The 25,162-nt window shown below is 50.2% G+C and carries 27 protein-coding genes and 1 pseudogene; 15 read left to right on the forward strand and 13 right to left on the reverse strand.

Features of this window, described 5'->3' with window-relative positions:
* Nucleotides 1-2 precede the first annotated feature (2 nt).
* The 3 genes and pseudogenes from JEM67_RS11275 to JEM67_RS11285 all read right to left on the reverse strand — a co-directional run bounded on the left by JEM67_RS11275 (nucleotide 3) and on the right by JEM67_RS11285 (nucleotide 3,467).
* Complete coding sequence (locus tag JEM67_RS11275; RefSeq protein WP_199637478.1) at nucleotides 3-1,529, reverse strand: phosphoethanolamine transferase; 1,527 nt, start codon at nucleotides 1,527-1,529, stop codon at nucleotides 3-5.
* Nucleotides 1,530-2,136: 607 nt separating this feature from the next.
* Nucleotides 2,137-3,223 (reverse strand): annotated as a pseudogene (locus tag JEM67_RS11280) (tyrosine-type recombinase/integrase).
* Nucleotides 3,192-3,467 carry an excisionase gene (locus JEM67_RS11285; RefSeq protein WP_199637480.1) on the reverse strand — a complete coding sequence of 92 codons (276 nt, stop codon included), beginning with the start codon at nucleotides 3,465-3,467 and terminating at the stop codon, nucleotides 3,192-3,194. The pseudogene JEM67_RS11280 and the gene JEM67_RS11285 overlap by 32 nt, the downstream one beginning before the upstream one ends.
* Before the next feature lie 257 nt (nucleotides 3,468-3,724).
* Here JEM67_RS11285 and JEM67_RS11290 point away from each other — a divergent pair, with 257 nt between their 5' ends.
* Entirely contained in the window at nucleotides 3,725-3,898 is a 174-nt protein-coding gene (locus tag JEM67_RS11290) for a GNAT family N-acetyltransferase (RefSeq protein ID WP_426406366.1), read from the forward strand.
* A gap of 74 nt (nucleotides 3,899-3,972) precedes the next feature.
* On the opposite strand, the gene JEM67_RS11295 is transcribed toward JEM67_RS11290, so the two are convergent.
* The 6 genes from JEM67_RS11295 to JEM67_RS11320 form a co-directional block, all read right to left on the reverse strand.
* Nucleotides 3,973-4,554: a hypothetical protein gene (locus JEM67_RS11295; RefSeq protein WP_199637491.1), complete on the reverse strand. Its 582-nt coding sequence runs from the start codon at nucleotides 4,552-4,554 to the stop codon at nucleotides 3,973-3,975.
* 153 nt (nucleotides 4,555-4,707) lie between these two features.
* Complete coding sequence (locus JEM67_RS11300) at nucleotides 4,708-5,202, reverse strand: class I SAM-dependent methyltransferase (RefSeq protein ID WP_199637493.1); 495 nt, start codon at nucleotides 5,200-5,202, stop codon at nucleotides 4,708-4,710.
* A gap of 408 nt (nucleotides 5,203-5,610) precedes the next feature.
* On the reverse strand, nucleotides 5,611-6,030 hold the full coding sequence (locus JEM67_RS11305) for a GNAT family N-acetyltransferase (protein WP_199637495.1): 420 nt from the start codon (nucleotides 6,028-6,030) through the stop codon (nucleotides 5,611-5,613).
* Between the two features lie 120 nt (nucleotides 6,031-6,150).
* Nucleotides 6,151-6,570, reverse strand: a complete 420-nt coding sequence (locus tag JEM67_RS11310; RefSeq protein WP_426406354.1) for a hypothetical protein — start codon at nucleotides 6,568-6,570, stop codon at nucleotides 6,151-6,153.
* A protein-coding gene (locus JEM67_RS11315; RefSeq protein WP_426406355.1) for an IS3 family transposase occupies nucleotides 6,557-7,668 on the reverse strand; the annotation gives its coding sequence in 2 pieces (ribosomal slippage) (nucleotides 6,557-7,407 and nucleotides 7,407-7,668; 1,113 coding nt in all). Before JEM67_RS11315 ends, JEM67_RS11310 begins: the two co-directional genes overlap by 14 nt.
* Before the next feature lie 249 nt (nucleotides 7,669-7,917).
* Nucleotides 7,918-8,658, reverse strand: a complete 741-nt coding sequence (locus JEM67_RS11320; protein WP_199638818.1) for an alpha/beta fold hydrolase — start codon at nucleotides 8,656-8,658, stop codon at nucleotides 7,918-7,920.
* Nucleotides 8,659-9,105: 447 nt separating this feature from the next.
* Here JEM67_RS11320 and JEM67_RS11325 point away from each other — a divergent pair, with 447 nt between their 5' ends.
* The 9 genes from JEM67_RS11325 (at nucleotide 9,106) to JEM67_RS11365 (ending at nucleotide 14,940) form a co-directional block, all read left to right on the forward strand.
* A complete protein-coding gene (locus tag JEM67_RS11325; protein ID WP_013812471.1) occupies nucleotides 9,106-9,459 on the forward strand; it encodes a hypothetical protein in 354 nt (117 codons plus the stop codon).
* 273 nt (nucleotides 9,460-9,732) lie between these two features.
* Entirely contained in the window at nucleotides 9,733-10,272 is a 540-nt protein-coding gene (locus JEM67_RS11330) for a cysteine hydrolase family protein (RefSeq protein ID WP_199638820.1), read from the forward strand.
* Between the two features lie 115 nt (nucleotides 10,273-10,387).
* Entirely contained in the window at nucleotides 10,388-10,738 is a 351-nt protein-coding gene (locus JEM67_RS11335; protein WP_020438857.1) for a DUF4377 domain-containing protein, read from the forward strand.
* Nucleotides 10,739-11,014: 276 nt separating this feature from the next.
* Nucleotides 11,015-12,214 carry an enoyl-ACP reductase FabV gene (fabV, locus tag JEM67_RS11340; protein ID WP_199638822.1) on the forward strand — a complete coding sequence of 400 codons (1,200 nt, stop codon included), beginning with the start codon at nucleotides 11,015-11,017 and terminating at the stop codon, nucleotides 12,212-12,214.
* Nucleotides 12,215-12,367: 153 nt separating this feature from the next.
* The gene (locus JEM67_RS11345; protein ID WP_199638824.1) at nucleotides 12,368-12,931 is read left to right on the forward strand and encodes a DUF2975 domain-containing protein; all 564 of its coding nucleotides are present in this window, start codon (nucleotides 12,368-12,370) and stop codon (nucleotides 12,929-12,931) included.
* A gap of 7 nt (nucleotides 12,932-12,938) precedes the next feature.
* Nucleotides 12,939-13,154, forward strand: coding sequence for a helix-turn-helix domain-containing protein (locus tag JEM67_RS11350; protein ID WP_013812478.1), 216 nt, complete (start codon nucleotides 12,939-12,941; stop codon nucleotides 13,152-13,154).
* A gap of 621 nt (nucleotides 13,155-13,775) precedes the next feature.
* On the forward strand, nucleotides 13,776-14,096 hold the full coding sequence (locus JEM67_RS11355) for a hypothetical protein (RefSeq protein ID WP_199638828.1): 321 nt from the start codon (nucleotides 13,776-13,778) through the stop codon (nucleotides 14,094-14,096).
* Nucleotides 14,097-14,119: 23 nt separating this feature from the next.
* Nucleotides 14,120-14,533, forward strand: a complete 414-nt coding sequence (locus JEM67_RS11360) for a hypothetical protein (RefSeq protein ID WP_233527856.1) — start codon at nucleotides 14,120-14,122, stop codon at nucleotides 14,531-14,533.
* Between the two features lie 56 nt (nucleotides 14,534-14,589).
* Nucleotides 14,590-14,940 (forward strand): hypothetical protein, encoded by a 351-nt coding sequence (locus JEM67_RS11365; RefSeq protein ID WP_199638830.1) that lies wholly within the window; start codon nucleotides 14,590-14,592, stop codon nucleotides 14,938-14,940.
* Here JEM67_RS11365 and JEM67_RS11370 read toward each other — a convergent pair.
* Nucleotides 14,924-15,844 carry a LysR family transcriptional regulator gene (locus JEM67_RS11370; RefSeq protein ID WP_199638927.1) on the reverse strand — a complete coding sequence of 307 codons (921 nt, stop codon included), beginning with the start codon at nucleotides 15,842-15,844 and terminating at the stop codon, nucleotides 14,924-14,926. The two genes, JEM67_RS11365 and JEM67_RS11370, sit on opposite strands and share 17 nt — an antisense overlap.
* 136 nt (nucleotides 15,845-15,980) lie before the next feature.
* Between JEM67_RS11370 and pcaD the strand changes: the two genes are divergently transcribed.
* Complete coding sequence (gene pcaD, locus JEM67_RS11375; protein ID WP_199638832.1) at nucleotides 15,981-16,772, forward strand: 3-oxoadipate enol-lactonase; 792 nt, start codon at nucleotides 15,981-15,983, stop codon at nucleotides 16,770-16,772.
* On the opposite strand, the gene dcuR is transcribed toward pcaD, so the two are convergent.
* From dcuR to JEM67_RS11390, 3 genes are all read right to left on the reverse strand, one after another.
* A complete protein-coding gene (dcuR, locus tag JEM67_RS11380) occupies nucleotides 16,769-17,488 on the reverse strand; it encodes a two-component system response regulator DcuR (protein ID WP_199638834.1) in 720 nt (239 codons plus the stop codon). The genes pcaD and dcuR overlap by 4 nt on opposite strands.
* 4 nt (nucleotides 17,489-17,492) lie before the next feature.
* Complete coding sequence (locus tag JEM67_RS11385) at nucleotides 17,493-19,094, reverse strand: sensor histidine kinase (RefSeq protein WP_013812485.1); 1,602 nt, start codon at nucleotides 19,092-19,094, stop codon at nucleotides 17,493-17,495.
* 123 nt (nucleotides 19,095-19,217) lie between these two features.
* Entirely contained in the window at nucleotides 19,218-20,060 is an 843-nt protein-coding gene (locus tag JEM67_RS11390) for a class I fructose-bisphosphate aldolase (RefSeq protein ID WP_013812486.1), read from the reverse strand.
* A gap of 534 nt (nucleotides 20,061-20,594) precedes the next feature.
* Between JEM67_RS11390 and JEM67_RS11395 the strand changes: the two genes are divergently transcribed.
* From JEM67_RS11395 to JEM67_RS11410, 4 genes are all read left to right on the forward strand, one after another.
* Nucleotides 20,595-21,524 (forward strand): sugar ABC transporter substrate-binding protein, encoded by a 930-nt coding sequence (locus JEM67_RS11395; RefSeq protein ID WP_013812487.1) that lies wholly within the window; start codon nucleotides 20,595-20,597, stop codon nucleotides 21,522-21,524.
* 97 nt (nucleotides 21,525-21,621) lie between these two features.
* Nucleotides 21,622-23,106, forward strand: a complete 1,485-nt coding sequence (locus JEM67_RS11400) for a sugar ABC transporter ATP-binding protein (RefSeq protein WP_013812488.1) — start codon at nucleotides 21,622-21,624, stop codon at nucleotides 23,104-23,106.
* Nucleotides 23,107-23,123: 17 nt separating this feature from the next.
* The gene (locus JEM67_RS11405) at nucleotides 23,124-24,152 is read left to right on the forward strand and encodes an ABC transporter permease (protein WP_013812489.1); all 1,029 of its coding nucleotides are present in this window, start codon (nucleotides 23,124-23,126) and stop codon (nucleotides 24,150-24,152) included.
* Between the two features lie 64 nt (nucleotides 24,153-24,216).
* The gene (locus JEM67_RS11410) at nucleotides 24,217-25,137 is read left to right on the forward strand and encodes a sugar ABC transporter substrate-binding protein (protein ID WP_199638836.1); all 921 of its coding nucleotides are present in this window, start codon (nucleotides 24,217-24,219) and stop codon (nucleotides 25,135-25,137) included.
* Nucleotides 25,138-25,162: the final 25 nt, after the last annotated feature.

Here is a 25,162-nt window from a genome sequence, read left to right on the forward strand (position 1 = left end):
GATTAAGTACTTGCTGGGTCTGATGGTAGGTTAGAAAAATCTGTCGGACGTAAATTACCGTCTAATACGACAGCCTTACTTAAACATTTGACATTCTCAAAGTAATCGCAGTCGTATTTAATACGTTTATCCTTAATGCCAATCCACTGAGAAAATATTTTCATAAAGTCAAGACCACTACGGACCTCGTCTATTTCCTTGACGGAATCAGAATCATGATTAATCATTACAAAGGGAGGGGAGTAGTTTTCTTTATACTTGTCAGAGTGAGATAAATCACTTCTGTTATTGATATGCGAAAGCCCATGGTCAGCAAAATAAACAAGCGACCATGGGCCACCATGTTTGATTGCGATGTCTGCAACCTGCTTTAGTAATGCATCTGTATTTTTAATTGATTGCACATAGCAGGATATTTCTTCACTTTTTAACCTGACGTCATGCTTACCATTTGTCCGAGAACAAGTGTCGGGATGAGAGCCGATTAGATGCAATACAATTAACTTGTCACCAGGCTCCTTTATTGCACGCGAGTATTCTGGAATTAATGCTTCATCTGGATTGTAAGCACCATCATTTGAATCACCGTTTTTAATAAAGTAACTATAGTCGGCATCTTTACCTATCATTGCTACTGGGCTGTCATGGATCCCGAAAACCCCTTGGTTAGACAACCAATAAGTATGGAGGCCTGACAATTTTGCTAATCGCAAAATATTGTTATTGAATTGCAATGAACCGTCCTTGTTCAAAATGAAAGAGTGGGTAAGGGATGGCACCGTTGCAAAGCTTGATGAGACATAGTTATTGAAAAAAGTACCCTTAACTGTACTCAAAAAAGGGGTATTGTTGACAGGGTAGCCATAGAGCCCCATGTAGTCGCGACGGACACTTTCGCCCACAACCAAAATATAAGTTTTAAACTTTCTTTTAATGATGATTGGGGAAAAGTCGCTTGCAATTAAGCGATGCGAGTTAAATGACTCTTCATTTGATGAAATGATATCAAGCGATTTCTGAACATCAAAGATAGCTCTTATAGGGGGGTATTCTAACTCATCCAGGTAATCATTGGATTCACTGGCAAACAAAGGTTTATAAGTTATGATTAAGAGTGATATTGTGATTGCTGTAATTGCATATTGTTTTTGGGGGTTGATTTTCCTTATGTTCTTGAATGCTAAAATGCCAGTAGCAGTAATCAGAATTACTGATAAGATATCATGAAAGGATATGCTTTTTAAAAATTCTATAATCTCCATTGTGTTGGTGTATTTTATTGCAGCCATCATGTTGATGTTCGGACTTCCATATCTTGAAGTGGCAGGGGTTAGTAATACAGCAGAAAAGGTAAGCAATATAATGAAGCCTTTGGAAACAAATTTGGATATATGAATCAAACCATATAAAATAAGTAGCGTTGTGAAACAGTAAACAAACTTGTACCCATAACCAAAAGAATAAATGGTGAAGTAGGACCACAGTATAAACACTGATGCTATGGCAATAGTTTTTATTTTGTTATTCATAAAGGTAATCATCCGATGATAAAAAACCGTAATTACATGCTGCAAGTCTATTTTACGAAAGAGTGACGTAAGAATAAAATTTATTATCTCGCCAGGACACTAAACAAATATTCAACAAAAAATGAGTAATACAATTTTAAAGGGGCATTCAGCCCTTGGCTTTACGCTTTCGATCTGCCATTGACTGCTCCCCGGCCTGAAGGGCGGGGTTTTACGGCACGCCTGATAATCCTGAGATCTTGGCCGGGAGAAATTCCGGTCTTTTTGTGGTGATCGTTCATCAGAATGTGTTTGGGAATCCCCGTCCTCCAGGGCGGGGAGCAGTCAATGTATTTGGGCAGGGCTGACGCATGAAGGTTCGAAATTTATTCGAATTGCTCCGAGATTTTTGATAACTATTTGAATGCAAAGGACATTTAACGAAGGTGCCTTTGATGGTTTTATAATCAAAAATCGACCTATCTATTTGAAAATGTTAACTTTATTTGTTCTCATTCGATAAAAGGAATCGTATTCGGTCTTTTTTTGTGTGTTTGATTTATAAGGTAAAATTTTACCTACCCACGAAAATACACGAAATTTCCACGAAAACCTATATCCGGTCTTTTTAGACAAGTAGGTATTCCTTGCCTCTGGGATCGAGATATTTCTTCGTCATGATTGCTGATTTATGGCCCAGTAGGCGCTGTGCGAATTCTTCTCCTTTTTCCATGCTGTATAGCCGTGACGCGAGACTGCGAATCTCGTGAAATGTTGGTGGATTGTCACCAAGATCCAGCGTAGAGGCATTCCTGGCTTTCACAAATGCTTTGGTTAAAGCGTCAGGGTGTAACGATGTATCGCCTTTCTTAGAACGCCGTGTGGTGTTGATGATGTAGTTTGAAGAGTGCGAGGCTCGGCAGCGCTCTATTACATCCCCTAAGCGAAGATTTGCCGCTTCAAGATGTAGGCTTAAAGGGATGGCGATACGCATACCTGTTTTACCCTGTTCGACATGCAGTCGATCGTCGATGATGTCTGTAAAACGCATGAGAACAACATCCTCTCGCCTTTGGCCGGTGATAAGGGCCAGATCCATAGCAAATCCCACCCATTGAGGGTGCTCACTCGCTGCTAAGTATATTTTTGTGTACTCATCATAATTTAGACGTTCACGTTTAACTTTAATACGAGGGGCTCTGGTTGCTTCTACTGGGTTTGTTTTTATTCTACCTTCCACGATTGCCTCCCTGAATATATCCGACAAAACTGAACGCATTGCGGTTGACATCGAATTTTTCCCCTGAGTCATTAAATGACTCCAAATATTCAGCTATCTGGCGAGTGTCTATTTCTGGCAGCAAACAGTTTCCCATTAGTGACCTAATCATTTTTAACTGGTTAGTTCGAATTTTTATAGTGTTTGGTTTTAACTCTCTCCGGGTAAGTATTACCTCGTACCTATCTAGCCACGCATTAAGTGTTAAAACATCTTTATGGATTTTAAGGCGATCTATGAGAGCATTAGGCAGATAGTTTTGCTCAAGGTAGTTGTTCGCTTCGATTGCCTGTGCAATGGCATCCTTTCTTGCGATCTGCCCCAAGGGAAGCTCTCGCTGAGTGATAGGGTGGCGCCAGTAGAACGATTTATACTTCTTACGATAAGTGAGATTCTTAGGTAAGTTAGCGTCGTACTTTTCTGGTCTTTTCGCCATTGATTATTCTCTCTATCAGCGGTGGAACTTCTATTGCTCCGGTTTTCTGCAATGCCCTGGCAAGATTAAATGACTTGGGTTGTATATAAATCGCGTTCGGTTTCACTCTGTATTCGCGCCCATGCTTTTCCGGCACTGGGTAAATGTTCCCACTACGAGCCCAGCGGCGTAATGTTTTTATTGATGGTTGTTTACTCTCATAGGTTTTTTCACTCCATTCTTCTAGGGTGAGTAACTTTGTCATTATATTCTCCTCAAAAGAGAAGGGCGTAACACTGTTACGCCCTTATTATGGTTTATCTAATGTGATTAGGTAGGGGCTATGATCGTGCGTGGGCTATACTTTTCCTACTAAAACTGTGAGGTATTCATATGTGCGGTCGATTTGCTCAGGTACAGACACGGGCCGACTATCTCGATTATTTTGCATCAGAACTTGAGTACGCTGATGCTCTGAATACCGTGCCTATCGGACGGTATAACGTTGCGCCTGATTTCAGAATGCAAGGTCATGGCAGAGCCATGATTGAGGCTTTAAAGCAGATTTGCAAAGAGAGAAATGCTACAATTATAGACATATCCGTGAGGAGTACAGAGCAGGCGAGAAGCTTTTGGGAAGCATGCGGTGCATATTGCGAGGATCCAAACTCACAGCTTTGGTGCATCGAGATATGACTCAATTTAATTATTAGTCTTCCGCCATCATTATAAAAATTTCTGATGGCGACTAGATTGCTATTAAATTAAAGTCAAGAAATATCAAGTTTGTTTAATGAGTCGAGTTTGTTAATTATAAAAAATGCTCCTTTGTTTGATAAAGCGTATGCAATTGCGGTAAGTTTTATTACTCGGTGTTTTTTAGGATCAATGTTCACAGGCAGGTTGTGTAACAAAGCAACACTATCAACTCCCACATCAAATAATGTGTTAATTTTCTCATTGAAGTAATTATTAAAGTTGGCATCATCTTTTGAAATAGCGTTAACTTTATCTTTTAATTCGTCTATATCTACATCGGTCATTTGATACTCCAACCGGTGAGCGAATTTATTCCTTATGTTATTAAATGTCTTAAATGCATCAGCAATTGACACCGGCAATCCTAATGCTACACAGGTCTCTAATTTTGGTGCAAAGTATCTAGAGTCTTTTATATATTCTTCCGTTCCTATTTCGCGAACGTTTATAATATATGTTGATAGATAGTTTTCAAGAATTAATCCGAGTTTTAGAACGGCAAAAGATTCGTCGTTTTGATTTGCTATTGGCAAATACTTTTCCGGATTTAAGAAGTAACCAAAATCATGATTTATCTTTGTGTGCTTTTCCAATTTTTATCTCCTGAAAATGTTTTTAGGATTTATTTAGTGTATTTGACATCATAAGTGATGATATTAATGTTGTCTTTAGTGGTTTCAATTTTCGCATGTGAATTTTATATTGCAACTAATCTTTGCACATTTAATAAAACAGTTGTTTTTTGATTATATCTTAACAAAAATGATCCAGTGGGTTTTATCGTTCTTACCGGTGCGTTGCCAGATTGCTGGTTTCACGTCTGTTAGGACGATGATCTGACTAACTGGTATCTGTGTTTCGTTCCACTTGAAGATCAGCACGCCGTGTGGTCGTAGTACGCGGAAAGCTTCGGCGAAACCAGCACGCAGCTCATCGCGCCACGTATCGCGGTCGAGCTTTCCGTACTTCTTACCCTGCCAGCCATTTGGCCCGACGCGTTCCAAGTGTGGCGGATCAAAGACGACAACAGGGAAGGTGCAATCGGCAAACGGTAGAGCGGTGAAATCGGCGATCAGGTCTGGGGAGATCACCAGCTTTCGCCCATCACACAGAACGTGGTTTTCACTGCGCTTGTCGCTGAATAATGCTCGTTCGTCCTGTTTGTCGAACCAGAACATTCTTGAACCGCAGCACATGTCGAGAATGCTTTTTCCGTTGAGGCTGAGTTCATTTGCTGGCATCACTACCTCCACCGCACGCATCGTTGATCATCGCCATAATTTCTTCTGGTGTTTCTATTACTTGAATCTTTTCCCCGGATGTCATTTTTAAGTAGGTTAGGCCGCTCCATGAAAACGACTCGATATGATCAACAGCGATATAGATTGGCTCGTAAACCGTTCCAGGCTCCCATCCATATTTACCCTGGCACTCAACCGAACACTGCTGATTGAGCTTGACGATTGCGGCAACAGGTGCGCGACCATGCGCGGCATCTCGCCGCCCATAGTTGTGATGTCAATATCAGGCATATGGGGTCACAGATTGAGGGAATAAAAAAACCGACCTTGCTGTTAAGCATAGGTCGGCATCTTTGGGGAATTTAGCGCGTATCCGGCGATAACACAACCAGACAAGCATGCTAGCTTCTATAACTTGGACTTTTTGATAACTAGCTCTATATTTTTTCCTGATAGCTCGAATCCGAAAGATTGATAAAAACTTCGTAACCTATCGACATCGCCAACCATAACGCCATATATTCTTTCAATATTTAGCATTTTCACTTGTTCTATACCTGCATGCAGAAGTCTGGTGCCGACACCTAAGTTCCTATAGCCATCAAAGATAAATATATCGGCAAGGTATATACTTTCACCATCATTTCTCGTGAAATTCAAATACCCTAACTCCTGCCCATTCCTCATAACCTTCATACGCAAAAGCCGGTCATACATATTTACTGAGAATGACAAATCACCAATGCATTTTTTAGCATTATGTTTTTGGGGGTTAAAAAACCTCATCTTAAAAACAGATATATGTCGTAATATTTTTCTGAAGAACATGCGCACTCCATGCTTCGCTCAGGATCAGAGTTCTCGTCAAGATATAACCTGTCCATTTAATAGGCAAGCTTCTTAATATGAATGGAATCTGTTCAGAAGACAAAGGAGAGGAAAGCAACTTTATGTAGGGGTCAGTCGGGTTTTCATCGCATTCAGCCTTTCATAAATCATCGCCTTATCAGCGTCAGAAAGGATTTTTGGTATAAGCAACAACACCGCAATATCCCCCTGCCAGCCATGCGACAACGGATTGCCCGCTCCGCCCACAACCAGCCTCCGTGATTCAGGCGTCAGGAATGGCTTCGCAGCCTGGTTTGATAACTGCTGCAATGCACCATCATGCTCCCACCGATGATAAGTAGAGGATGCTTGAATGACAGCAGTGTGCCAAAGGTTATCTCGAAAGCCGGCAATCGCGGTATTAATTGGGTAGTTAGACGGATCGCTAACAGCAGTTCCGCCATGGTTGAGCCAAACAGCATCACTGAGATAGCTATCACTACCCAGGCGTGTAAGTATCCCAGCTTTAGTTCCACGCACTTTTTGAGATTTCCGGTTTCTCAGCCATCAGCCGGTACTCTTCCGGTGTCAGGTTATCCAGGGATTCATGGGGTCGCTCACTGTTGTATTCATTCAGCCAGCGTTCCGTAATTTCCCGTGCTTCTTTCAGCGTTCTGAACAGGTAAAAATCCAGTATTTCTGTCCGGTAAGTTCGGTTAAACCGTTCGATAAATGCGTTCTGCGTTGGCTTACCCGGCTTAATAAATTCCAGCATCACACCATGGTCTTCAGCCCATTGCGCCAAAGCCAGTGATATCAGTTCCGGCCCATTATCCATCCGCATTTTCAGCGGATATCCACGGTTTGCCACAATCCTGTCCAGCACCCGGACGACCCGCTGTGCAGGGATACTCAGGTCAATTTCGATGGCCAAAGCCTCGCGGTTAAAATCATCCACGACGTTGAAGGTTCGAAAACGTCGACCGCACACCAGCGCGTCGTGCATAAAATCGATAGACCAACTCTGATTGAGCGCTTCCGGCGTTGCCAGCGGAGCCGGATTACGCACCGGCAGACGTTGTTTACCCTTACGCCGAAAATTCAGTTTCAGCAGACAGTAAATCCGGTGCACCCGCTTGTGGTTCCAGACGTGACCCTGCCTGCGAAGCACCTGAAAAAGCTTCTTAAAGCCGTAGCGGGGATAGCGCTCGGCCACCTCGGCCAGCACCTGGATCACCGGTTCATCACGTCGCGTATCGGGTTGATAACGAAACACCGTCCTGCTCAGCGATAACGTCCTGCATGCCTGGCGTATGCTCATCGTAAACTGCGCGGTCAAATAGTTGACAAGCTCACGCTTTATCGCTGGTTTTAAAGCTTTTTTTCGATGACGTCTTTCAGTGCCCGACATTCCAGACTCAGATCGGCAAACATCTGTTTCAGGCGACGATTCTCGTCTTCAAGATCTTTGATCTTTTTGACATCAGCGGCTTCCATACCGCCATATTTCGCCTTCCAGTTGTAATAGCTGGCTTCGGAAATAGCGGCCTCACGGCACACATCTTTAACGGTGCGTCCGGCTTCGACAGACTTCAGAACGGCGATGATCTGGTGCTCGGTGAATCGGATTTTACGCATAGCGATCTCCTCGGGGACATAATCAGTATGTCGGAAGATCTCTAAAAGTGAACGGGACGTTTTGCAGGGATACTTACAACCAAACGGGTCGTGCGAATTTGCGGACGTGTCGGTGATTTGATGACAGGTCGTTAATGTATTTTTATGCCGAGTTTTTTTCGAATCGTTCCGAGAATACTGCTAACCAACTTTACCCCGCAATGGATCGCGGGGTTTAAAGATGGAGTAGCGGAATCTAATGACTATGGCTTATACTTCACTGATGACTTCGATATTTAGTAAAGATAATAATTCAGCTATAAATTTTTGCGGTGCCTCTAGCATTGGGCTATGTCCGCAATTTTTTATTACAGTCATACTAACGTTTTTTAATTTTTGCGATAGCGTAATCCATGGCTCTATAGGGGTTATCATATCATGTTCCCCCCAAATAAAGTGGGTGGGAGTGGCCATTTTATTAAGAGTGCCTGGGACATCATACTTTCTACTGAATGATAACCATCTTACGATGTTTTTATGAATCTGATCATCACTGAAAAGATGAGAAATTTCATCTATTCCACGTTGTGGCACTTTGCTTTTGTCAAAATAAACATTACTCATCAAAGAACGAGCATATTGAGTATCGCCCGTACGCAGTTCACTTAATGATACGCCGGCATCCGCTTCAATCTGGCCTGGCGCTCCACTCATAAAAAGGCCTTTAACCTGAGAGGGCGCTGCTGAGGTGTAGTGTAAAGCAATTAATGCACCCAGTGAGTTACCCACTAAATAAGGTGCTTCATTACAAGAGGCGATCACCTGATCCAGCGAGTCTTTCGCCTTTTTATAGCCACTACCAAAAGTTACAGGTATTGATTCATTGAATACTATAGGACTATATCCATGTTCAACCATGCCCTCAATAACTGAGTTCCATATCCAACCCCCGGCAAATAACCCAGGCAGAAAAATAATCGGATGACCAGAACCAGTCTTGGTATATAACATAATAATTGTTTCCTTTTGCGATTTTTTTAAGGTTTTTTTCCTAAGCGTGAAGGTGCCTACTACCGTTTAATAAAAGGTGACAATTATGATGATCTTGGCTTTCTATTTGATTCACTGATCTGTTTTTGATGATACATCGATATTAATAATCATACAATATTACTTTGCGAAAAACATTACTCTTCAATAGATATGATTATTACGATAACTGTATTTTTGATTTAATGTTTTTTTTGGTGATTTTTTCCGCTTGTGATTAATAGCCTGGTTTGTTTATTATTCATTTGGGCATTTTTATTTAGGCCTTTTGAAACTATCAATATTCATGTTCTTTTGAATTAAGATGTGTCACCAAGGGCACACTGCCAGTCATGCGATATTCCGCAAATAAGTTGATAAAGTCCGCTCGCTGTATATGGATACAGTGACAATGACAAAGGAACTAAAATGACAAATCTGATTATTGATGCGAATAACTGTGTGACGCTAACCCCGGAGCAGGCAAAAGCATTAACCAAAGTAGCGGTAGGGGGTGGGTTCGAAGGTGCCGTCCTTTTAAACAAGTACTTAGGCCGTTTACCGCTGCCGATTGATCCGGCGATTGTGTACGACGAAGTGCTGCATTCAGCCGCAGCCTACTACTTGGCTATCTCCCTGGAGGGGCGTTGCTTCTCTGGCGTGGGTGTGCCGGTTGTTGCTCAAGATGGCGTTAGTTGGGCATTTAAATACTCGTTTGATATGGAGGAAAGTTATGGCGAAGAAATAACGACCCAACACTTTACGGTATCCTCTCCAAGCTAAGCACTCAAAAAAGCCCTGGCAAATTTGCCAGGGCTTTCTCGTTGTAATGGGTAATATCCCCCCTCTATAAACCTCATTGACTCCTCTGCCGAACTTAAGCATTATCGAGTGATGAAATATACTTTGCTCACCTTCACCACAACCACGACAACCGCCTCTTTCTGGCGGGCCGTAAGGGTGTGCGTGAGCTAAAAACGCAGTTCCCCAAAGCCCCGCCAGCAATGGCCGGGGCGTCTTTATGCTCCGTCCTGGCTGGTAACGACGGAGATTCACATGCAACAACATCATCACCGTACCGCACTTTTGATCATTGATATGCAACTCGGCATGTACGAGGGCCCGGAGCCGCCTTATGAAGGCGAACGGGTTCTGGCTAATATCAACGCGCTGATTGGTAGGGCGCGCGATGCGGGCTGCCCCATATTCTTTGTGCGCCATGCCGGGCCAGAAGGGTCACCGATCGCAGCAGGCAGTCATTTTTGGCAACTGCATCCGCGTCTGGAAATCGATGCGGCAGTGGACAGGGTTATAGATAAAAACCGGCCCAGTTGTTTCTATCAAACGGGGCTGGCCGGGCAGTTGAAAGAAGGTGGCATCACCCGGTTGGCGATAATGGGAATGAAGACGCAATATTGCGTGGATACCGCCTGTCGGCAGGCGGGCGAGCAGGGGTTTCAGGTGCTACTGGTTACCGATGCGCACACCTGCAGCGATACGCCGGAGCTGAGCGCCGAGGCGATAATCAGGCATCATAATCTGACTCTCTCAGGTCCTTTTGCCCAGTTGATACAAACTGCGGACGTACAGTTCTGAAAAAACGGCGGGCCGAGGATTTCGGTTCGCCGATCAATTCGGAACACGCCGCTGGCCCCGGTAGCCGTAGCTTTGGTACTATCCCTCCCACCCAAACAGTCAATGGTGCATTACATTGAAAATCCAAGCGTTATTATTTGTTGCTGTCGCCGGTTTGGCAGGCTGCAGCCAAGAGGGAACCTCAGTGAATCAACCCAAGAAAAACAAGGGTGACCATACGGAAGTGTTACTGGTTAACAGTGCGCTGGTGGATTGCATGGGCGTCTCCCCAATGAAATGCATGCAGGTGCGCCATTCAATACAAGGGCAGTGGGAAATGTTTTATAGCCAGATTGAAGGCTTCAACTTTGAACCGGGCTACCGCTATCGTCTGAAGGTTAAGGTGACCCAGGCTGAAAACGTACCGGCCGATGCGTCCTCATTGCGCTATACGCTGGTTGAGCAGCTGGAAAAGAAAAAGGTCTGATAACGCCCCGGCAGGTCAGGGCCGAAAATCCTGACCTGGGGACTGCGCGATACCGAGCCCCCGTCCAGTGTGAGTTGCCCAAGCTGCCGCAAGGTTTTTTTTGACCTCATCCCCCAAGCCATCACGCTTTATGATCTCCCTTTGTGGCCGGAGTTTACCGGGCGAGACTGGTCTGCTCACTGGGCTTGTTGCGATTCTGCAATGCGCCTGTCTTAAGTATATTGCGAAAATCAGGTATATTGTCCTTCGGTTTTTAGCTACCAAGACAAAATTACTATGATTATCAAACCTAAAATTCGTGGTTTTATCTGCACCACCGCTCATCCGGCAGGCTGTGAAGCCAACGTCCGCGAGCAAATTGCTTACGTTAAATCCCGTGGCGAACTGAAAAGCGGGCCTAAAAAGGTGCTGGTGATTGGTGCCTCTACCGGTTACGGCCTGGCGTCACGTATCAATGCTGCGTTCGGCAGCGGTGCGGCCACCATCGGCGTATTTTTTGAAAAGCCGGGCAGTGAAGGCAAAACCGGTTCTGCCGGTTGGTACAACTCTGCCGGTTTTGATAAGGCAGCTAAAGAAGAAGGCCTGTACGCGAAAAGCATTAACGGCGACGCCTTCTCCAACGAATGCCGTCAAACCGTTATTGACCTGATCAAACAGGACCTGGGTCAGATCGACATGGTGGTTTACTCGCTGGCTTCTCCGGTGCGTAAAATGCCGGAAACCGGTGAAGTGGTGCGTTCGGCGTTGAAACCTATCGGCGAACCGTACAAATCCGTGGCGCTCGACACCAACAAAGACGTGCTGGTAGAAGCCGTGGTTGAACCTGCCAACGAGCAAGAAATTGCCGATACCGTCAAAGTGATGGGAGGCCAGGACTGGCAGCTGTGGATGGACGCGCTGGACGAAGCCGGCGTGCTGGCAGACAACGTACAGGCTGTAGCTTATTCCTACATCGGTACCGATCTGACCTGGCCAATCTACTGGCACGGTACGCTGGGCAAGGCAAAAGAAGATCTGGATCGCGCGGCTCAGGCCATCGATCAGAAGCTGAAGGCCAAAGGCGGCGCGGCTTACGTTGCGGTGCTGAAGTCGGTAGTGACTCAAGCTTCCTCTGCCATTCCGGTAATGCCGTTGTACATCTCCATCGTCTTCAAAATCATGAAGGCTCAGGGGATCCACGAAGGTTGCATCGAGCAAATCCAACGTCTGTTCGCCACCAAACTGTACAGCGGTACCGCACCGGACACCGACGAGAAGCATCGTCTGCGTCTGGACGACTGGGAACTGCGTGACGACGTGCAGAACACCTGCCGTGAAATCTGGTCGCAGATCAACGACAGCAACATCAATGAACTGACCGATTATCTGGGCTACAAGGCCGAGTTCCTGCGTCTGTTCGGCTTTGGTCTGCAGGGCGTTGATTACGATGCGGATCTCAGCGGTGAAGTGAAGTTCGACGTGGTCGAACTGGTCTAAACCTATCGAGCATTGAAAAAACCGGGTTATCCCGGTTTTTTTACGCCCATAGCTGCCTTAGTGGGTACACATTCATCGGTTCACTTGATCATTGACAGCAATAAGTTATCGTTTTACGATAACTTATTGCTGTTTTCCAAGGATGAACTTGTTATGGCTGCCGTGCCACGGATCCACCTTCCACTTTACGTACGTTGCTTGTGTTTGTTGATCATGGCGATGCTGATTATCAGCACCGGCGTGGAGATGTTTATGATTATCCAGGGCTGGGTGCAGGGTGAAGCGTTCAACAGCATCGTGGCCGCCTATCGCGACTACTACCCGGAGCTGAATACCTACGCCATCCCGCAGCAGCGCTGGGCGATTTTCGCCACCCTGTTGCTGGATATGTTCGCCTACGTGCCTTATTACAGCGCGCTGCTGTGCGGTGCCGGGCTGTTTTATCAGTTTTATCGCGGCAATGTCTGGCACCGCAACAATATGCTGTTGCTGCAGATCATCGGTATTTTACTGATTGTCGATGTACTGTTCCCTTCATTGGCCGGTATGTTGCAGGTGATGATACTGACCGCCAGTGAAAAAATGCTGTTAATAATTTATTATGGCGTCAACAGCGAGTCGGTACGCTCGTTGATCGTAGGCTGCGCAGTCCTGGTGTTTAGCCGGGTATTCCTGGAAGCGTTGCGGCTGAATGAAGAACAGCTTTCTTTCGTGTGAGAATAGAGTGGCGATAATAGTAAGTCTTGATGTCATGTTAGCCAAAAGGAAGATGCGATCGAAGGAGCTTGCGGAGCAGGTGGGGATCACGGAGCAAAATTTATCGTTGCTGAAGAACGGTAAGGTCAAAGGCGTCAGGTTGGAGACGTTAGACAAAATCTGCCGTATTCTCGATTGCCAACCGGGCGATCTGCTGGCCTGGAAGCCTGATAGCGAAGGTTGAAACGGCGGCGCATTTTGTGCGCCGCACTCTCTTTGCTAAATGTCATTGCCGCTGCGGTTGGCCGGTTTATTTGTTTGTTTTAAGTTAAATCACTCGCCACATTATTTAACAGTAATGCGTTTTGCCTTGATGTGGCCGCTGGGCACATTCTAATTAATAAACTAAAAAAAGTGATTTTTTTATTTACCGTTGCCGACGGTTAAGTCTATTTTAAGGAGAATATATGGCATTGCGTCATGGAATCCCTGCGCTGATAATATTGCTGAGTGGCTGTAGCGCTATTCATGCAGATTCATCTTATTCGGCCTGGGAGCCGTCAGTGCGGGCCACGAAGGAACAGAAACAACGCATCGGCAGCGGTGAATCGGCCTATTCCGTATTGAACGAAGGCTCTCCCAGTATCGGCGGAACCCTGGACTGGTCCCGTTTATGGGATCGTTAGTCAGCATAAATATATTATGCCTGCGAATTATAAGTCTCAATACTGACCATTTAATTAAGGTTTATTATTGTTCGGTTAATGTGTTTACTCTCGGTCAACGTTTATTTTAATGGCAAATAATGCCTCTCTTGATTTTATGGAAATGAGTGCCTGCATGGGGCTTATTACAGGAGTTTATTGTGGAAAAGGGCATTCCCGTTATTTTCATATTCTTATTGTTTCCCTGGAGCTACCCGGCCACCGCCGCCCGTTATGATCGGGAGCATGAAGGGGTCTCGCCTGTGTTGTTTCGCAAGAAACTGAAAGACGTGGCCCACGGTCTGTGGGACGAAATGGGCAATGAAAAACAGCGGTCGCTGGTGGCGACGCCAAGCGAAGACAATATGCTGGCCCGGCGTAAAGACTGCAAGACCCAGGGAAAAACTGCTTCTGCCACGGGCGAACCACATCCGTCGGCCTTGCCACGTGAAGAACAGCCGTTGCTTATCGACGGCTGCTAGCCCCAACGGCATTAATGGAGTTTATGCTTTTGAAATTGACCTCTGTGATTGCGGCAGCGTTCACCTTGCTGGCGTCTTGCTGTTGCTATTCATTTGTCGACCGGCACGCTCAGCACGCTGCTTCTGATGCGAAAGACGATGCCGTTGACTATCGGCAGCGGTTTAACGGGCTGTTGCAGCATCTCTGGTACGTAGAGCAAATCCGCTCGGAACAGGCTCAGCTTGCCGATTTGCGGGTACAGCGCAAAGCGCTGGAGGCCGCCATCCATCGATTGGAATCCGAGTTACCCACAGCGGAGCACCGCCAGTGCAAAGAACTGCTGTGCGGCTCGGCCTCTGTGGCGAACCCTTGCCTGCTGGTCAGGCGGTTGCCAATTCCAGTCATGGGGGCGCATCGCTTGTATGTTGGCATTTTTTGTCGCGCAGGGTTCAACTAAAGGCAGGTGCTGAGCCCTGTGCGGAGTAGGATAAATTTAATGTTGGGAGTGCATCGATGAAACGGATTTTTTTGGCCTGCGTGGCGCAGTGTTGTTCCTTCTCTTCACAAGCGCTGGTTGATTTGCAATACCATGCCGCACAACCGCTGGATAACAAAATTTCTGAGGATTACCAGCAAAAGCGCAGCGGGTTACAGCATAAAATATGGAGCGCCGAAGGCGTGGCGTTGGCCAATGAAAAGGCGCTTGAACGGGAACGGCAGCGGGGGGTGACCGAACAGGCTAACCGGCGGCGCAACAGCACGATGTTCGGTGAGCGTCGTTGCGGCAATAAATCCCAGCAGGACGGAACGTGTCGGCTACCGGGCCGCGATAGGGCTTTCCCGAATCTCAAGCGCCGTCACTGATCCCCAGCAACATCGCCGGCATCCGCTCCAATAAGGTGTCGATAGCTGTGCGGGTTTTGGCCGGAAGATAGCGAGTCTGTGGCCACACGGCATGAATATCGCTGGGCAGCAGTTGAATATCGCCGAGCACTGGCACCAGTTCGCCGCAGCGGAGGTAGCGCGCCAGCAGCCAGTTTGGCAGCCATACCAGCCCGGCACCGGCAATGGCGGCATCGGCCAGCGAATGCAGATCGTCGAGCCGCAGACGGATATCGATGTTCAGTTTACTCGCAGCGGCATCGGCCTGCAGTTGGCGCCACCCAACATCCTCGCCAAACCGATGATAGGCGATGCCGCTGTGGCCATCGAGCGCGGCAACGCTTTGCGGGTTACCATGCGCAGCCAGATAAGCAGGCGCTGCACACAGCGCAAGGTGTTGGCTGCCCAGCCGACGGGCGATGATGTTCGCGCTGTCATTCAGCGGGCCGATACGTATTGCCAGATCAAAACCTTCCTCAGCCAAATCCGCCACCCGATCATTGAAGGCGATATCGACCCGCAGATTAGGGTAGCGACCGACCAACGCCATCAGCACCGGGGTGATGCAGTGGCGGCCCAGCAGTTTCGGCGCGCTGACCCGCAAAGTGCCTTGTGGTTCTCGCCGCCCGCTGTCCAGTTCGGCGTCGGCGGCATCCAGTTCGCTTAACGCGCGCAGACAGCGGTCGTAATAGGCCTGGCCCTCGTGGGTCAGGCTCAGACCGCGGGCGTTGCGATGGAACAGCAAAACCCCTAGGCGCTGCTCAAGCCGGGCGATGCTTTTACCCACGGCAGAGCGGGTCAGGTGCAGGCGTTCGGCGGCCAGGGCAAAATTGCCGGCCTCGACCACCCGTACGAAGGTCGTAATGCCGGTGAGGCGATCGTTCATGGTCAAGATGGGGTTCCTGTCAGGCTACACAGCCGGTCATTTAAGGCGCTCGTCAGCCTTCTTTAATCCTATAGCATAGTGGATATCGGGTGCCGGGATCCTCATCCTCCCACACTCAAGGGCCATTGAGGTGACCATGAACAGCTTGTCTTTTATTATCGCCGGTGACGGCTGCAAGATTGCCTACAGGTTTGACGGTGCAGCCGATAAACCGGTTCTGGTGTTATCCAACTCGATTGGCACCTCAATGGCGATGTGGGACGACCAAATTGCGGCGTTATCCGCGCACTTTAGCCTGCTGCGCTACGACGGCAGAGGGCACGGCGTGTCAGACGCCCCGGCGGGAGCCTATTCGGTCGCCAGGCTGGGGCGTGACGTGATTGAACTGCTGGATGCGTTGCAGCTCGATAAGGTGTTCTTCTGCGGCCTGTCGCTGGGGGGCATGGTTGGGCAGTGGCTCGGCGTACACGCGCCGGAGAGGATCGAAAAGCTGGTTCTGGCCAACACCTCGTCTTATTTGGGGCCGGCAGGGCATTGGGATGCGCGGATTGCCGAACTGCGGCAGGCTGACATGCACGACGTCGCAGAAGGGTTTCTGGCCAACTGGTTTTCGGCAGCATACCGGCAACAACATGCGGCGACGGCGGCCCGATTTCGCACTATGCTGTTGGCCACTTCCTTACAGGGATTGGCCGGGTGTTTTGCCGCCGTTCGCGAGCTGGATATGCGCCGTACGGCGGCATTGATCCTGGCACCGACGCTGGTGATCGCCGGCAGGGATGACACCGTGACCACGCTGCCGCAGGGTGAATTGCTGGCCCGTACGGTGCCGGGCGCAGAGTTACTGGTGTTGCCGGTGGTGCATCTGTCCAACGTCGAATTGCCCGATGATTTTTTGGCGGCGCTGTTGGATTTTCTGACCGGCTAGGCCGGCCGGCAATACTCTTTCAGCATGGCAAGGGCATCCGGTTTCAGTTGGTAAAGATAGACCGGCCTGCCGGTAGTCCCGTACAGAATACGTGTGCCAAGGATGCCGCTTTCTGCGAGATAGATCAGATATTTGCGGCAGGAAACGCGCGAGATGCCGATAGCGTTGGCCAGATTGTCGGTGGAGAACTCGCCGTCATGCTGCTGCTCAATCCATTCGCTCACCGTACTTAGCGTGATAGTGGTGAGCCCCTTCGGCAGCTTCTTGCCTTCGCTGCTGCTGGGCTGGCGGCGCAGCAGGCTATCGACGTCGCTCTGCGAGAACTCGCGTTGCGCCAGGATTTGCGACTGCTGTTGGTAGTTGTTCAATGCCTCTTTGAAACGGGTGAACTGGAAAGGCTTGATCAGATAATCCACCACGCCGTAGTGCAGTGCGCGCTGCACCGTGTCCACGTCGCTGGCGGAAGAGATGATGATGACGTCGGTCTTTTCGCCCAGCTCGCGCAGGCCGGGTAGCAGATCCAGCCCGTTTTCCTGCTGCATATAGATGTCCAGCAGTACCAGATCGACCGGGACGTTGGCGTCGGCCAGCAACGCGCGCGCCTGCGCCAGCGTGGCGACCGTCGCCTGGCAGTGAAACCCGCTGACCTGGCTCAGATAGTATTTATTGAGCTCCGCGACCATCGGGTCGTCATCGATAATCAATACGTTAATCATGGGTTCAGTCCTTGGCCCGATAGGGGATATGCACAAAAAATTGGGTTAGTTCACCCGGTTCAGAGTCGAAATCAATACTGCCGCCAAGCTTCTCCAGGCTGCTGCGGATCAGCGCCAGCCCAATACCGCGCCCCGGTCCTTTAGTGGAAAAACCCTGTTCAAAAATACGCGCGCCGATAGCCGGATCGATACCGGGGCCGTCATCACTGACAATACAGTGTAAGTGATCCTCATTGTGATGGAAGCTCAGGTTGATCTCATGCCCTTCAACGCCGTCAATGGCGTCGATGGCGTTTTCAATCAGATTGCCCAGCACGCTGATCAGCACATGAGTGGTTTCTGCATCGTCGGTTTCCGGCAGCAGGCTGGCCTCATCAATGGTCAGTTCAATGCCGGCCTCATGGGCGCGGCTGATCTTGCCGATAAAGAAGCCCGCGACCTCCGGCGAGTGGATCTTGCGCAGCAGCGCGCCGATTTCTTCCTGATAGTTGCTGGCAGTATTGATGATGTAGTTTTCCAACTGCTGGTAAGCCTTCATATGCAACATGCCGAGGATCACGTGCAGCTTGTTCATAAACTCATGCGACTGCACGCGCAGCGCATCGGCGTAGTGCGCCATGCCGCTCAGGCGCTGCACCAACTGGCTGACTTCGGTTTTATCGCGGAAAGTGGCGATGGCGCCGATAACCTGGCCTTTGACGATTACCGGCACGGTATTGGTTAACAGTTCGCTGCCGTTAAAATTGATCTGCCGGTCGCGCAGCGGCTTGCCACTGGCCAGCACCTCCGCCAGATGCAACTGGGCCGGCCAATGTTTGCTGGCAGATTCCAGCAGCAAATTCTCAAGCGGCCCGCATTGACGCAGCAGCCGTTTGGCTTCGTCGTTGACGATGGTGATGCGAGACTGATTATCGACCGCAATCACGCCTTCTTTAATGGACTGCAGCATGGCGTTGCGTTGTTCGAACAGGTTGGAAATTTCGTAGGGTTCAAAGCCGAGCATGATGCGCTTCAGAGCCCTCACCAGGAAGAAGGTGCCGAGCGTGCCGACCAGCGCGGCGAAGGCAATGGTCCAGTAAATAATCCAGCGGCTTTCGCCGAGCACCCGGCGGACGGTATCCAGTGCGATGCCGAGCGACACCACGCCGATCTGCTGCCGCTGCGCGTCATAGACAGGAACAAAAACCCGTAATGATGGCCCCAGCGAGCCGCGAGTGATGGCGCTATTGGTTTTGCCGTGCAGCGCCGGCTCCAGATCCTCGCCGATAAAATGCTGGCCGATGCGCCAGGGTTTGGGGTGTGAGTAACGGATGCCTTTCATATCGACCACCACCACGAACAGCAGCTCGTTCTGCTTACGCACCTGCTCGGCAAAACGCTGGATTTCGCCGCTGCGATCCTGACGTTCAAGACCCTCGACCACGGTAGAAGAGAGCGCCAGCGTATTGGCAATCGCCATGGCTTTTTGCTGTAACTGATCCTGCCCCTCTTGGTTCATCTGCACAAAAAACAGTGCGAACACCACCAGCAGCACCGAAGCGATAATGGCGGACACCATCAGCGTGAGTGTGGTGCTGAGCTTCAGTGGGATCCGTTGTTTGGGCATGGCGGTTCTCCGAATGGCGATATCAACGATTCTTGCGGGGAATAGGCTGCAGGGCAGTGACCGGCAGCAGGTTATAACATGCTGCCGCCGGGCGAGGGATTATTTTAGTTACAAAAGCCGTATTCAGGGCTGGTGGTAGATTTCCAGCGCCTGCTGGCCGCTGGCACCCTGGTGGATGATCGCCATTAGCGCACTGACCACTTTTGACGGGTTGCTGTGCTGATAAACGTTACGGCCATACACCATGCCGGATGCGCCCTGCGCCATCAGTGCGGCGGATTTCTCCAGCACCGCGCCCAGTTCGCCTTTGCCGCCGCCGCGCACCAGCGTCGGGCAGCGAGCCGCTTCCACGATGCGGTGAAAATCTTCCACTCGCTCGGTCGGATCGGCCTTGATGATGTCGGCGCCCAGTTCACGTGCCAGCCGTACCAGAGGCACCATTTTTTCCACATCGCCCAGCGAGCCGTAAGCGGCGCCCTGGCCGGGCGGGGCCATCACCAGCGGTTCGATCATCAGCGGCATGGCGTAGCGATCGCAGGCATGGCGCAGCCGGCCGATGTTTTCCACGCACTGGCGGAAAATGCCCGGCTCATCGGGGATCAGGTACAGGTTAACCACCACCGCTGCGGCATCCATTTGCAGCGCGGCGAGGATCGGTGCGTCCGGGTTGTGCAGTACCGCCCACATTTCGCGGTGGCGGGCAGCGTTATAGGCATTGCCGACGTCGGTGCGCATTACCAGCGCCGGTTTGTCGCGCTGCGGCGAGCGTTGCAGCAAATCCGCCTGGCCGTAGTTAACCTGAATGGCATCCGGCCGGGCGGCGATCAAGCTGCCCATGACCCGTTCGATATCCTCCAGGCCGATTAAAAAATCCGGTTCATTGGCGATGCCGTGGTCGATCGCCACATCGAGGCATTTGCCGTTATTAAACAGCCGGTTCATCCGTACCTTACTGCTGAGCTGCATGTCAGATCCTCCTGAAAATAGGGATATATCCAGTATCGCTGAGTAAGCATGAGCATGAAATGGGGAAACCGCAAACTGCGCGCTCGCTCGCACATTTGCTGAGAAACCTCCGTGCCATTTTTCATTGTTGCGGCCGTTAACTCCGGCAGAGCGCAGTAAAGGACGTGGTCGGTTGATGGCTTTTGCGTCATTTGTTAGATCCGTGTCATGTTTTTGTTACTTGGTCATTCCAAAACGCATGTTTCGCTTGTTTGAGTTAAAAAGTTTCAATAATCTCAATTATGAAATAAACATTTGATAATGGCGTGGCGACTTGAATGTACCGCCAAGGTGTATATTTCAATCTGTTGTTTTTATTCTATTTTGAGATATCGATCAAAATTTCACACACCGCCTGAATACGTAGAAAAAGCGGTAAATCTGCCGTATCAAAGGGATAACATCGACCGGATTGTTGTTTGAATGTAAAAAATATTTTTCATTATCTGTCAAATCAACAGGTATCTTCATTCTAACGATTAAAGGGTACAGAACATGAAGCTGAAGAAACTGATCGTCACCTCGGTACTGATGTGCATGTTGCCGGCCAGCGTGTTGGCAAAAGACATCAAGATCGGCGTTTCAATGGCTTATTTCGATGACAACTTCCTCACCATCCTGCGACAGTCAATGCAGAACAAAATGAAGGCGGACGGCAACGTCAGCGGTCAGTTTGAAGATGCCAAAGGGGATATTGCCCAGCAAATTCAACAGGTCGAAAACTTTGTCAGTCAGGGTGTCGACGCCATCATCCTCAACCCGGTCGATACCCAGGGCGTGAAACCGATGATCAAACTGGCGGAAAGCGCCAAGATCCCATTGGTGTTCGTTAACCGTCGCCCGGAAGTCACGCTGCCGGCGGGCATGGCCTACGTGGGCTCAGACTCCAAACTGGCCGGCAAACTGCAGATGGAAGAGTTGGCCAAGCTGATGAACGGCAAGGGCAACGTGATGATCCTGATGGGGGAACTGTCCAATGAAGCGACCCGCGACCGTACTCGCGGTGTGGAAGAGGTGGCGGCCAAATACCCCGACATCAAAATCCTCGACAAACAAACCGCCAAGTGGGGGCGTAAAGAAGCCGTCGACATTACCACCGACTGGGTGCTGACCGGTCAGAAGATTGATGCCATTGCCTCCAACAACGACGAAATGGCCATCGGCGCAATCCTGGCGCTGAAGCAGGCGAAGAAAACCGGCGTGCTGGTGGCCGGCGTTGACGGCACTCCGGACGCGCTGGAATTCATCAAGAAGGGCGATCTGGCGCTGAGCGTATTCCAGGACGCCAAAGGCCAGGGTGAGGGCGCGGTGCAAACCGCCATTCAACTGGTGAAAGGCGAGAAGGTGGAAAGCAGTGTGCTGATCCCTTACCAACTGATCACCAAGGCCAATTATCAGGAATTTGCCGACAAGAACAGAAAATAAGCGTTAAAGCAGCGCGGTTATATCCTTTGCCGTATTTACCTGGTGCACGGCGGTAAATACGGCAGGGATGCATTGACGAACGGCGGAGGTTATCAGTATGTATCCTTATGTTCTTGAGGCTGAAGGCATCAGTAAGCAGTTTCCCGGCGTGAAGGCGCTGGACAAGGTCTCAATTAAAATCAAACCAGGCAGCGTACACGCGTTAATGGGGGAGAACGGCGCAGGTAAATCGACGCTGATGAAATGTTTAATCGGCATTTATCACCCCGATGAAGGCACCATTAAAATAAAAGGCGAGCCGGTGATCTTCAGCGACACGCTGCAGGCGCTGCATTCGGGTATTTCCATGATTCACCAGGAGCTTAACCTGGTGCCTTACATGACGGTGGCGGAAAACATCTGGCTGGGGCGTGAACCGGTGCGGCTTGGCTTCGTCAATCATGACGAGCTGAACAGGAAAACCCGCGATCTGCTGGCGCGGCTGAACATCAAGTTAAAACCGGAGACCCTGGTCGGCGAACTTAGCATCGCCAGTCAGCAAATGGTGGAGATCGCCAAGGCGGTTTCCTATAACGCAGACATTCTGATTATGGACGAGCCCACCTCGGCGCTGACCGAGAGCGAGGTGGGGCACCTTTTCGCCATCATTCGCGAGCTGCGCGAACAGGGCAAAGGTATTATTTATATCAGCCACAAGATGGACGAGATTTTTGCCATCACCGATGAAGTGAGTATTTTCCGCGACGGCACCTTTATCGCCTGCGATAAAACCGAAAACCTGACCAAGCAGTCGCTGATCACCATGATGGTGGGGCGCGAGCTGACCCAAATGTTTCCCAAGTTCAACAACAATATCGGCGAGGAAGTGTTGCGGGTCGAAGGGCTGCGGCGTTCGGACTGGTTCCACGATGTTTCGTTCAGCGTTAAACGCGGCGAGATCCTCGGCGTTGCCGGGCTGGTGGGCGCAGGCCGCAGCGAGGTGATGGAAAGCTTGTTCGGCATGCACCCGGCGGACGGTGGCAACATCTTTATCGAGGGTAAGGCGGCAAAGGTTGATTCCCCCTCAAAGGCCATCGAGCTGGGGCTGGCTTTTCTTACCGAAGATCGCAAAAAGTCCGGGTTGTTTCTGGTGCTGTCGGTGGTCGAGAACATGAGTATCGTCAACCTGTCGGAATACATCGGCAAGAACGGGTTTGTCAGCCATGTGCAAATGGCTAAAGACTGCATGGAGCAGATCAAAAAGCTCAACATCAAAACCCCGACCATGGATCAAATCATCAATAACCTGAGCGGCGGTAATCAGCAGAAGGTGCTTATCGCCCGTTGGCTGCTGGCGCAGCCGAAAATATTGATTCTCGACGAGCCCACGCGCGGTATCGACGTGGGGGCGAAAGCGGAAATTTATCGCCTGATCAGCGAGCTGGCGAACCGTGGTGTCGCCATTATTTTGGTGTCCTCGGAATTGCCGGAGATCCTCGGCATGAGCGACCGAGTGATGGTCATGCACGGCGGCCGTATTACCGGCATTTTGGATAAAGAAGAAGCGGATCAGGAAAAAATCCTGGCGCTGGCCTCTGAATAACGCAAAGGTGAACCACCATGAGTAATGTAAAAATCGAGAAGCCGCTTGCGGGTAAAGCGCCACTGTTCTCTGGCCTGAGCGGCAAAATGCCGAAAGATACCGGCATCTTTATCGTGATGCTCGGTATCGCGCTGATATTCGAAATTCTCGGCTGGTATATCCGCGATCAGTCATTCCTGATGAACCCCAACCGGCTGTTGCTGATCGTGCTGCAGGTGGCGATTATCGGCATCATCGCCGTCGGCGTTACCCAGGTCATTATCACCACCGGCATCGATCTTTCATCCGGTTCGCTGATTGCGCTGACGGCGGTGGTGGCGGCCAGCCTGGCGCAAACTTCCGACAGCATTTCACCGATGTACCCGGCACTGCTCGATTTACCTGCGGCGATCCCGATCGGCGCGGGGATAGGGGTGGGCATCGTTTGCGGTTTCATCAACGGTTTTCTGATTACTCGCACCGGCATTCCGCCTTTTATCGCCACTCTGGGCATGATGGTGTCGGCGCGCGGCCTGGCGCAGTATTACACCCAGGGTAACCCGGTCAGCTTCCTGTCCGACGGCTTTACCTCGATCGGCCAGGGTGCGATGCCGGTGATCATCTTCCTGGTGATTGCGGTGATCTTCCATATCGCGCTGAAACATACCCGCTACGGCAAATATATCTACGCCATCGGCGGCAACATGACCTCGGCTCGGGTATCCGGCATCAACGTCAATAAATACCTGGTGACGGTGTATACCATCGCCGGCGGTCTGGCGGGGTTGGCGGGCGTGGTACTGGCGGCACGCGTCAGCAGCGGCCAGTCGAGCATGGGGATGTCTTACGAACTGGACGCCATCGCCGCGGCGGTGATTGGCGGCAGCAGCCTGATGGGCGGCGTCGGGCGCATTACCGGCACGCTGATCGGCGCGGTGATCCTCGGGCTGATTAAAAGCGGCTTCACCTTTATCGGTGTGGACTCCTACATTCAGGACATTATCAAAGGCGTGATTATCGTCGCTGCCGTGTCGATCGACATGCACCGTAACCGCAAGAAACACTGATTGCCGTGAATTTCCGCCGGAGCAGCCTGGCCGGCGGTATTTTTTTTATCTCTGGGGAATCACCATGAAATACTTAAAAAAAATCGTGCTGGTGGCTGCGCTCAGCTGTTCCACCTCGGCACTGGCGGAAACCCTCGGCGTGTCGATGGCCTATTTTGACCAGAACTTCCTGACCATTATCCGCCACTCGATAGACAAAGAAGCCAAGGCACGCGGTATCACCGTGCAGTTCGAAGACGCACGCGGCGACGTTGGCCGCCAGACCGATCAGGTGCAGAGCTTTATCAGTGCCGGCGTGGACGCGATTATTGTCGATCCGGTTAATTCGGCGGGTACGCCGGCCATCACCAAACTGGTGACGAAGGCAGGCATTCCGTTGGTGTACGTGAACCGCACACCGGGCGACAGCAAGTTGCCTTCCGGCGTGGTGTTTGTCGGTTCCGACGAGAAAGAGTCCGGCACCCTGCAAATGGAAGAGTTGGCGCGCCTGGCGAACTACAAGGGCAATGTCGCGATCATGATCGGTAACCTGACCGATGCCGGTGCGCTGCAACGCACCAAAGACGTGGAGCAGGTGGTCGCGAAGTACCCGAATATGAAGGTCGTGCAAAAGCAAAGTGCCAACTACTCGCGCAGCGAAGGCATGGATTTGATGATGAACTGGGTCACTAACGGCGAACCTATCGATATTGTCGCCGCCAACAACGACGAGATGGCGATTGGCGCGATCATGGCATTGCAGCAGGCCGGCAAGCGTGACAGCAAGGTGCTGATCGGCGGCATCGACGCCACCCCGGACGGCCTGAAGGCGTTGTCTTCCGGCAAGATGCAGGTGACGGTATTCCAGGACGCCGTTGGCCAGGGCAAAGCCTCGGTCGACGTAGCGCAGCGGATGATCAAAGGCGAAAAGCTGGAGCCGTATTATTGGATCCCGTTTGAACTGGTGACGCCGGCCACTATGCAAAAGTACATCGCCAAACAGTAACTCCGGCTGGTTGAGGATAGGGCGC

The sequence above is a fragment of the Serratia sp. PAMC26656 genome, from assembly GCF_016469055.2.
Taxonomy (GTDB): Bacteria; Pseudomonadota; Gammaproteobacteria; order Enterobacterales; family Enterobacteriaceae; genus Serratia; species Serratia plymuthica.

Coding starts and splice junctions, on each gene's coding strand:
- JEM67_RS11275 (WP_199637478.1), bottom strand. CDS start 1,529: ATGAATAACAAAATAAAAACTATTGCCATAGCATCAGTGTTTATACTG.
- JEM67_RS11285 (WP_199637480.1), bottom strand. CDS start 3,467: ATGACAAAGTTACTCACCCTAGAAGAATGGAGTGAAAAAACCTATGAG.
- JEM67_RS11290 (WP_426406366.1), top strand. CDS start 3,725: ATGCAAGGTCATGGCAGAGCCATGATTGAGGCTTTAAAGCAGATTTGC.
- JEM67_RS11300 (WP_199637493.1), bottom strand. CDS start 5,202: ATGCCAGCAAATGAACTCAGCCTCAACGGAAAAAGCATTCTCGACATG.
- JEM67_RS11305 (WP_199637495.1), bottom strand. CDS start 6,030: ATGTTCTTCAGAAAAATATTACGACATATATCTGTTTTTAAGATGAGG.
- JEM67_RS11320 (WP_199638818.1), bottom strand. CDS start 8,658: ATGTTATATACCAAGACTGGTTCTGGTCATCCGATTATTTTTCTGCCT.
- JEM67_RS11325 (WP_013812471.1), top strand. CDS start 9,106: ATGACAAATCTGATTATTGATGCGAATAACTGTGTGACGCTAACCCCG.
- JEM67_RS11330 (WP_199638820.1), top strand. CDS start 9,733: ATGCAACAACATCATCACCGTACCGCACTTTTGATCATTGATATGCAA.
- fabV (WP_199638822.1), top strand. CDS start 11,015: ATGATTATCAAACCTAAAATTCGTGGTTTTATCTGCACCACCGCTCAT.
- JEM67_RS11345 (WP_199638824.1), top strand. CDS start 12,368: ATGGCTGCCGTGCCACGGATCCACCTTCCACTTTACGTACGTTGCTTG.
- JEM67_RS11360 (WP_233527856.1), top strand. CDS start 14,120: ATGCTTTTGAAATTGACCTCTGTGATTGCGGCAGCGTTCACCTTGCTG.
- JEM67_RS11365 (WP_199638830.1), top strand. CDS start 14,590: ATGAAACGGATTTTTTTGGCCTGCGTGGCGCAGTGTTGTTCCTTCTCT.
- JEM67_RS11370 (WP_199638927.1), bottom strand. CDS start 15,844: ATGAACGATCGCCTCACCGGCATTACGACCTTCGTACGGGTGGTCGAG.
- pcaD (WP_199638832.1), top strand. CDS start 15,981: ATGAACAGCTTGTCTTTTATTATCGCCGGTGACGGCTGCAAGATTGCC.
- dcuR (WP_199638834.1), bottom strand. CDS start 17,488: ATGATTAACGTATTGATTATCGATGACGACCCGATGGTCGCGGAGCTC.
- JEM67_RS11385 (WP_013812485.1), bottom strand. CDS start 19,094: ATGCCCAAACAACGGATCCCACTGAAGCTCAGCACCACACTCACGCTG.
- JEM67_RS11390 (WP_013812486.1), bottom strand. CDS start 20,060: ATGCAGCTCAGCAGTAAGGTACGGATGAACCGGCTGTTTAATAACGGC.
- JEM67_RS11395 (WP_013812487.1), top strand. CDS start 20,595: ATGAAGCTGAAGAAACTGATCGTCACCTCGGTACTGATGTGCATGTTG.
- JEM67_RS11400 (WP_013812488.1), top strand. CDS start 21,622: ATGTATCCTTATGTTCTTGAGGCTGAAGGCATCAGTAAGCAGTTTCCC.
- JEM67_RS11405 (WP_013812489.1), top strand. CDS start 23,124: ATGAGTAATGTAAAAATCGAGAAGCCGCTTGCGGGTAAAGCGCCACTG.
- JEM67_RS11410 (WP_199638836.1), top strand. CDS start 24,217: ATGAAATACTTAAAAAAAATCGTGCTGGTGGCTGCGCTCAGCTGTTCC.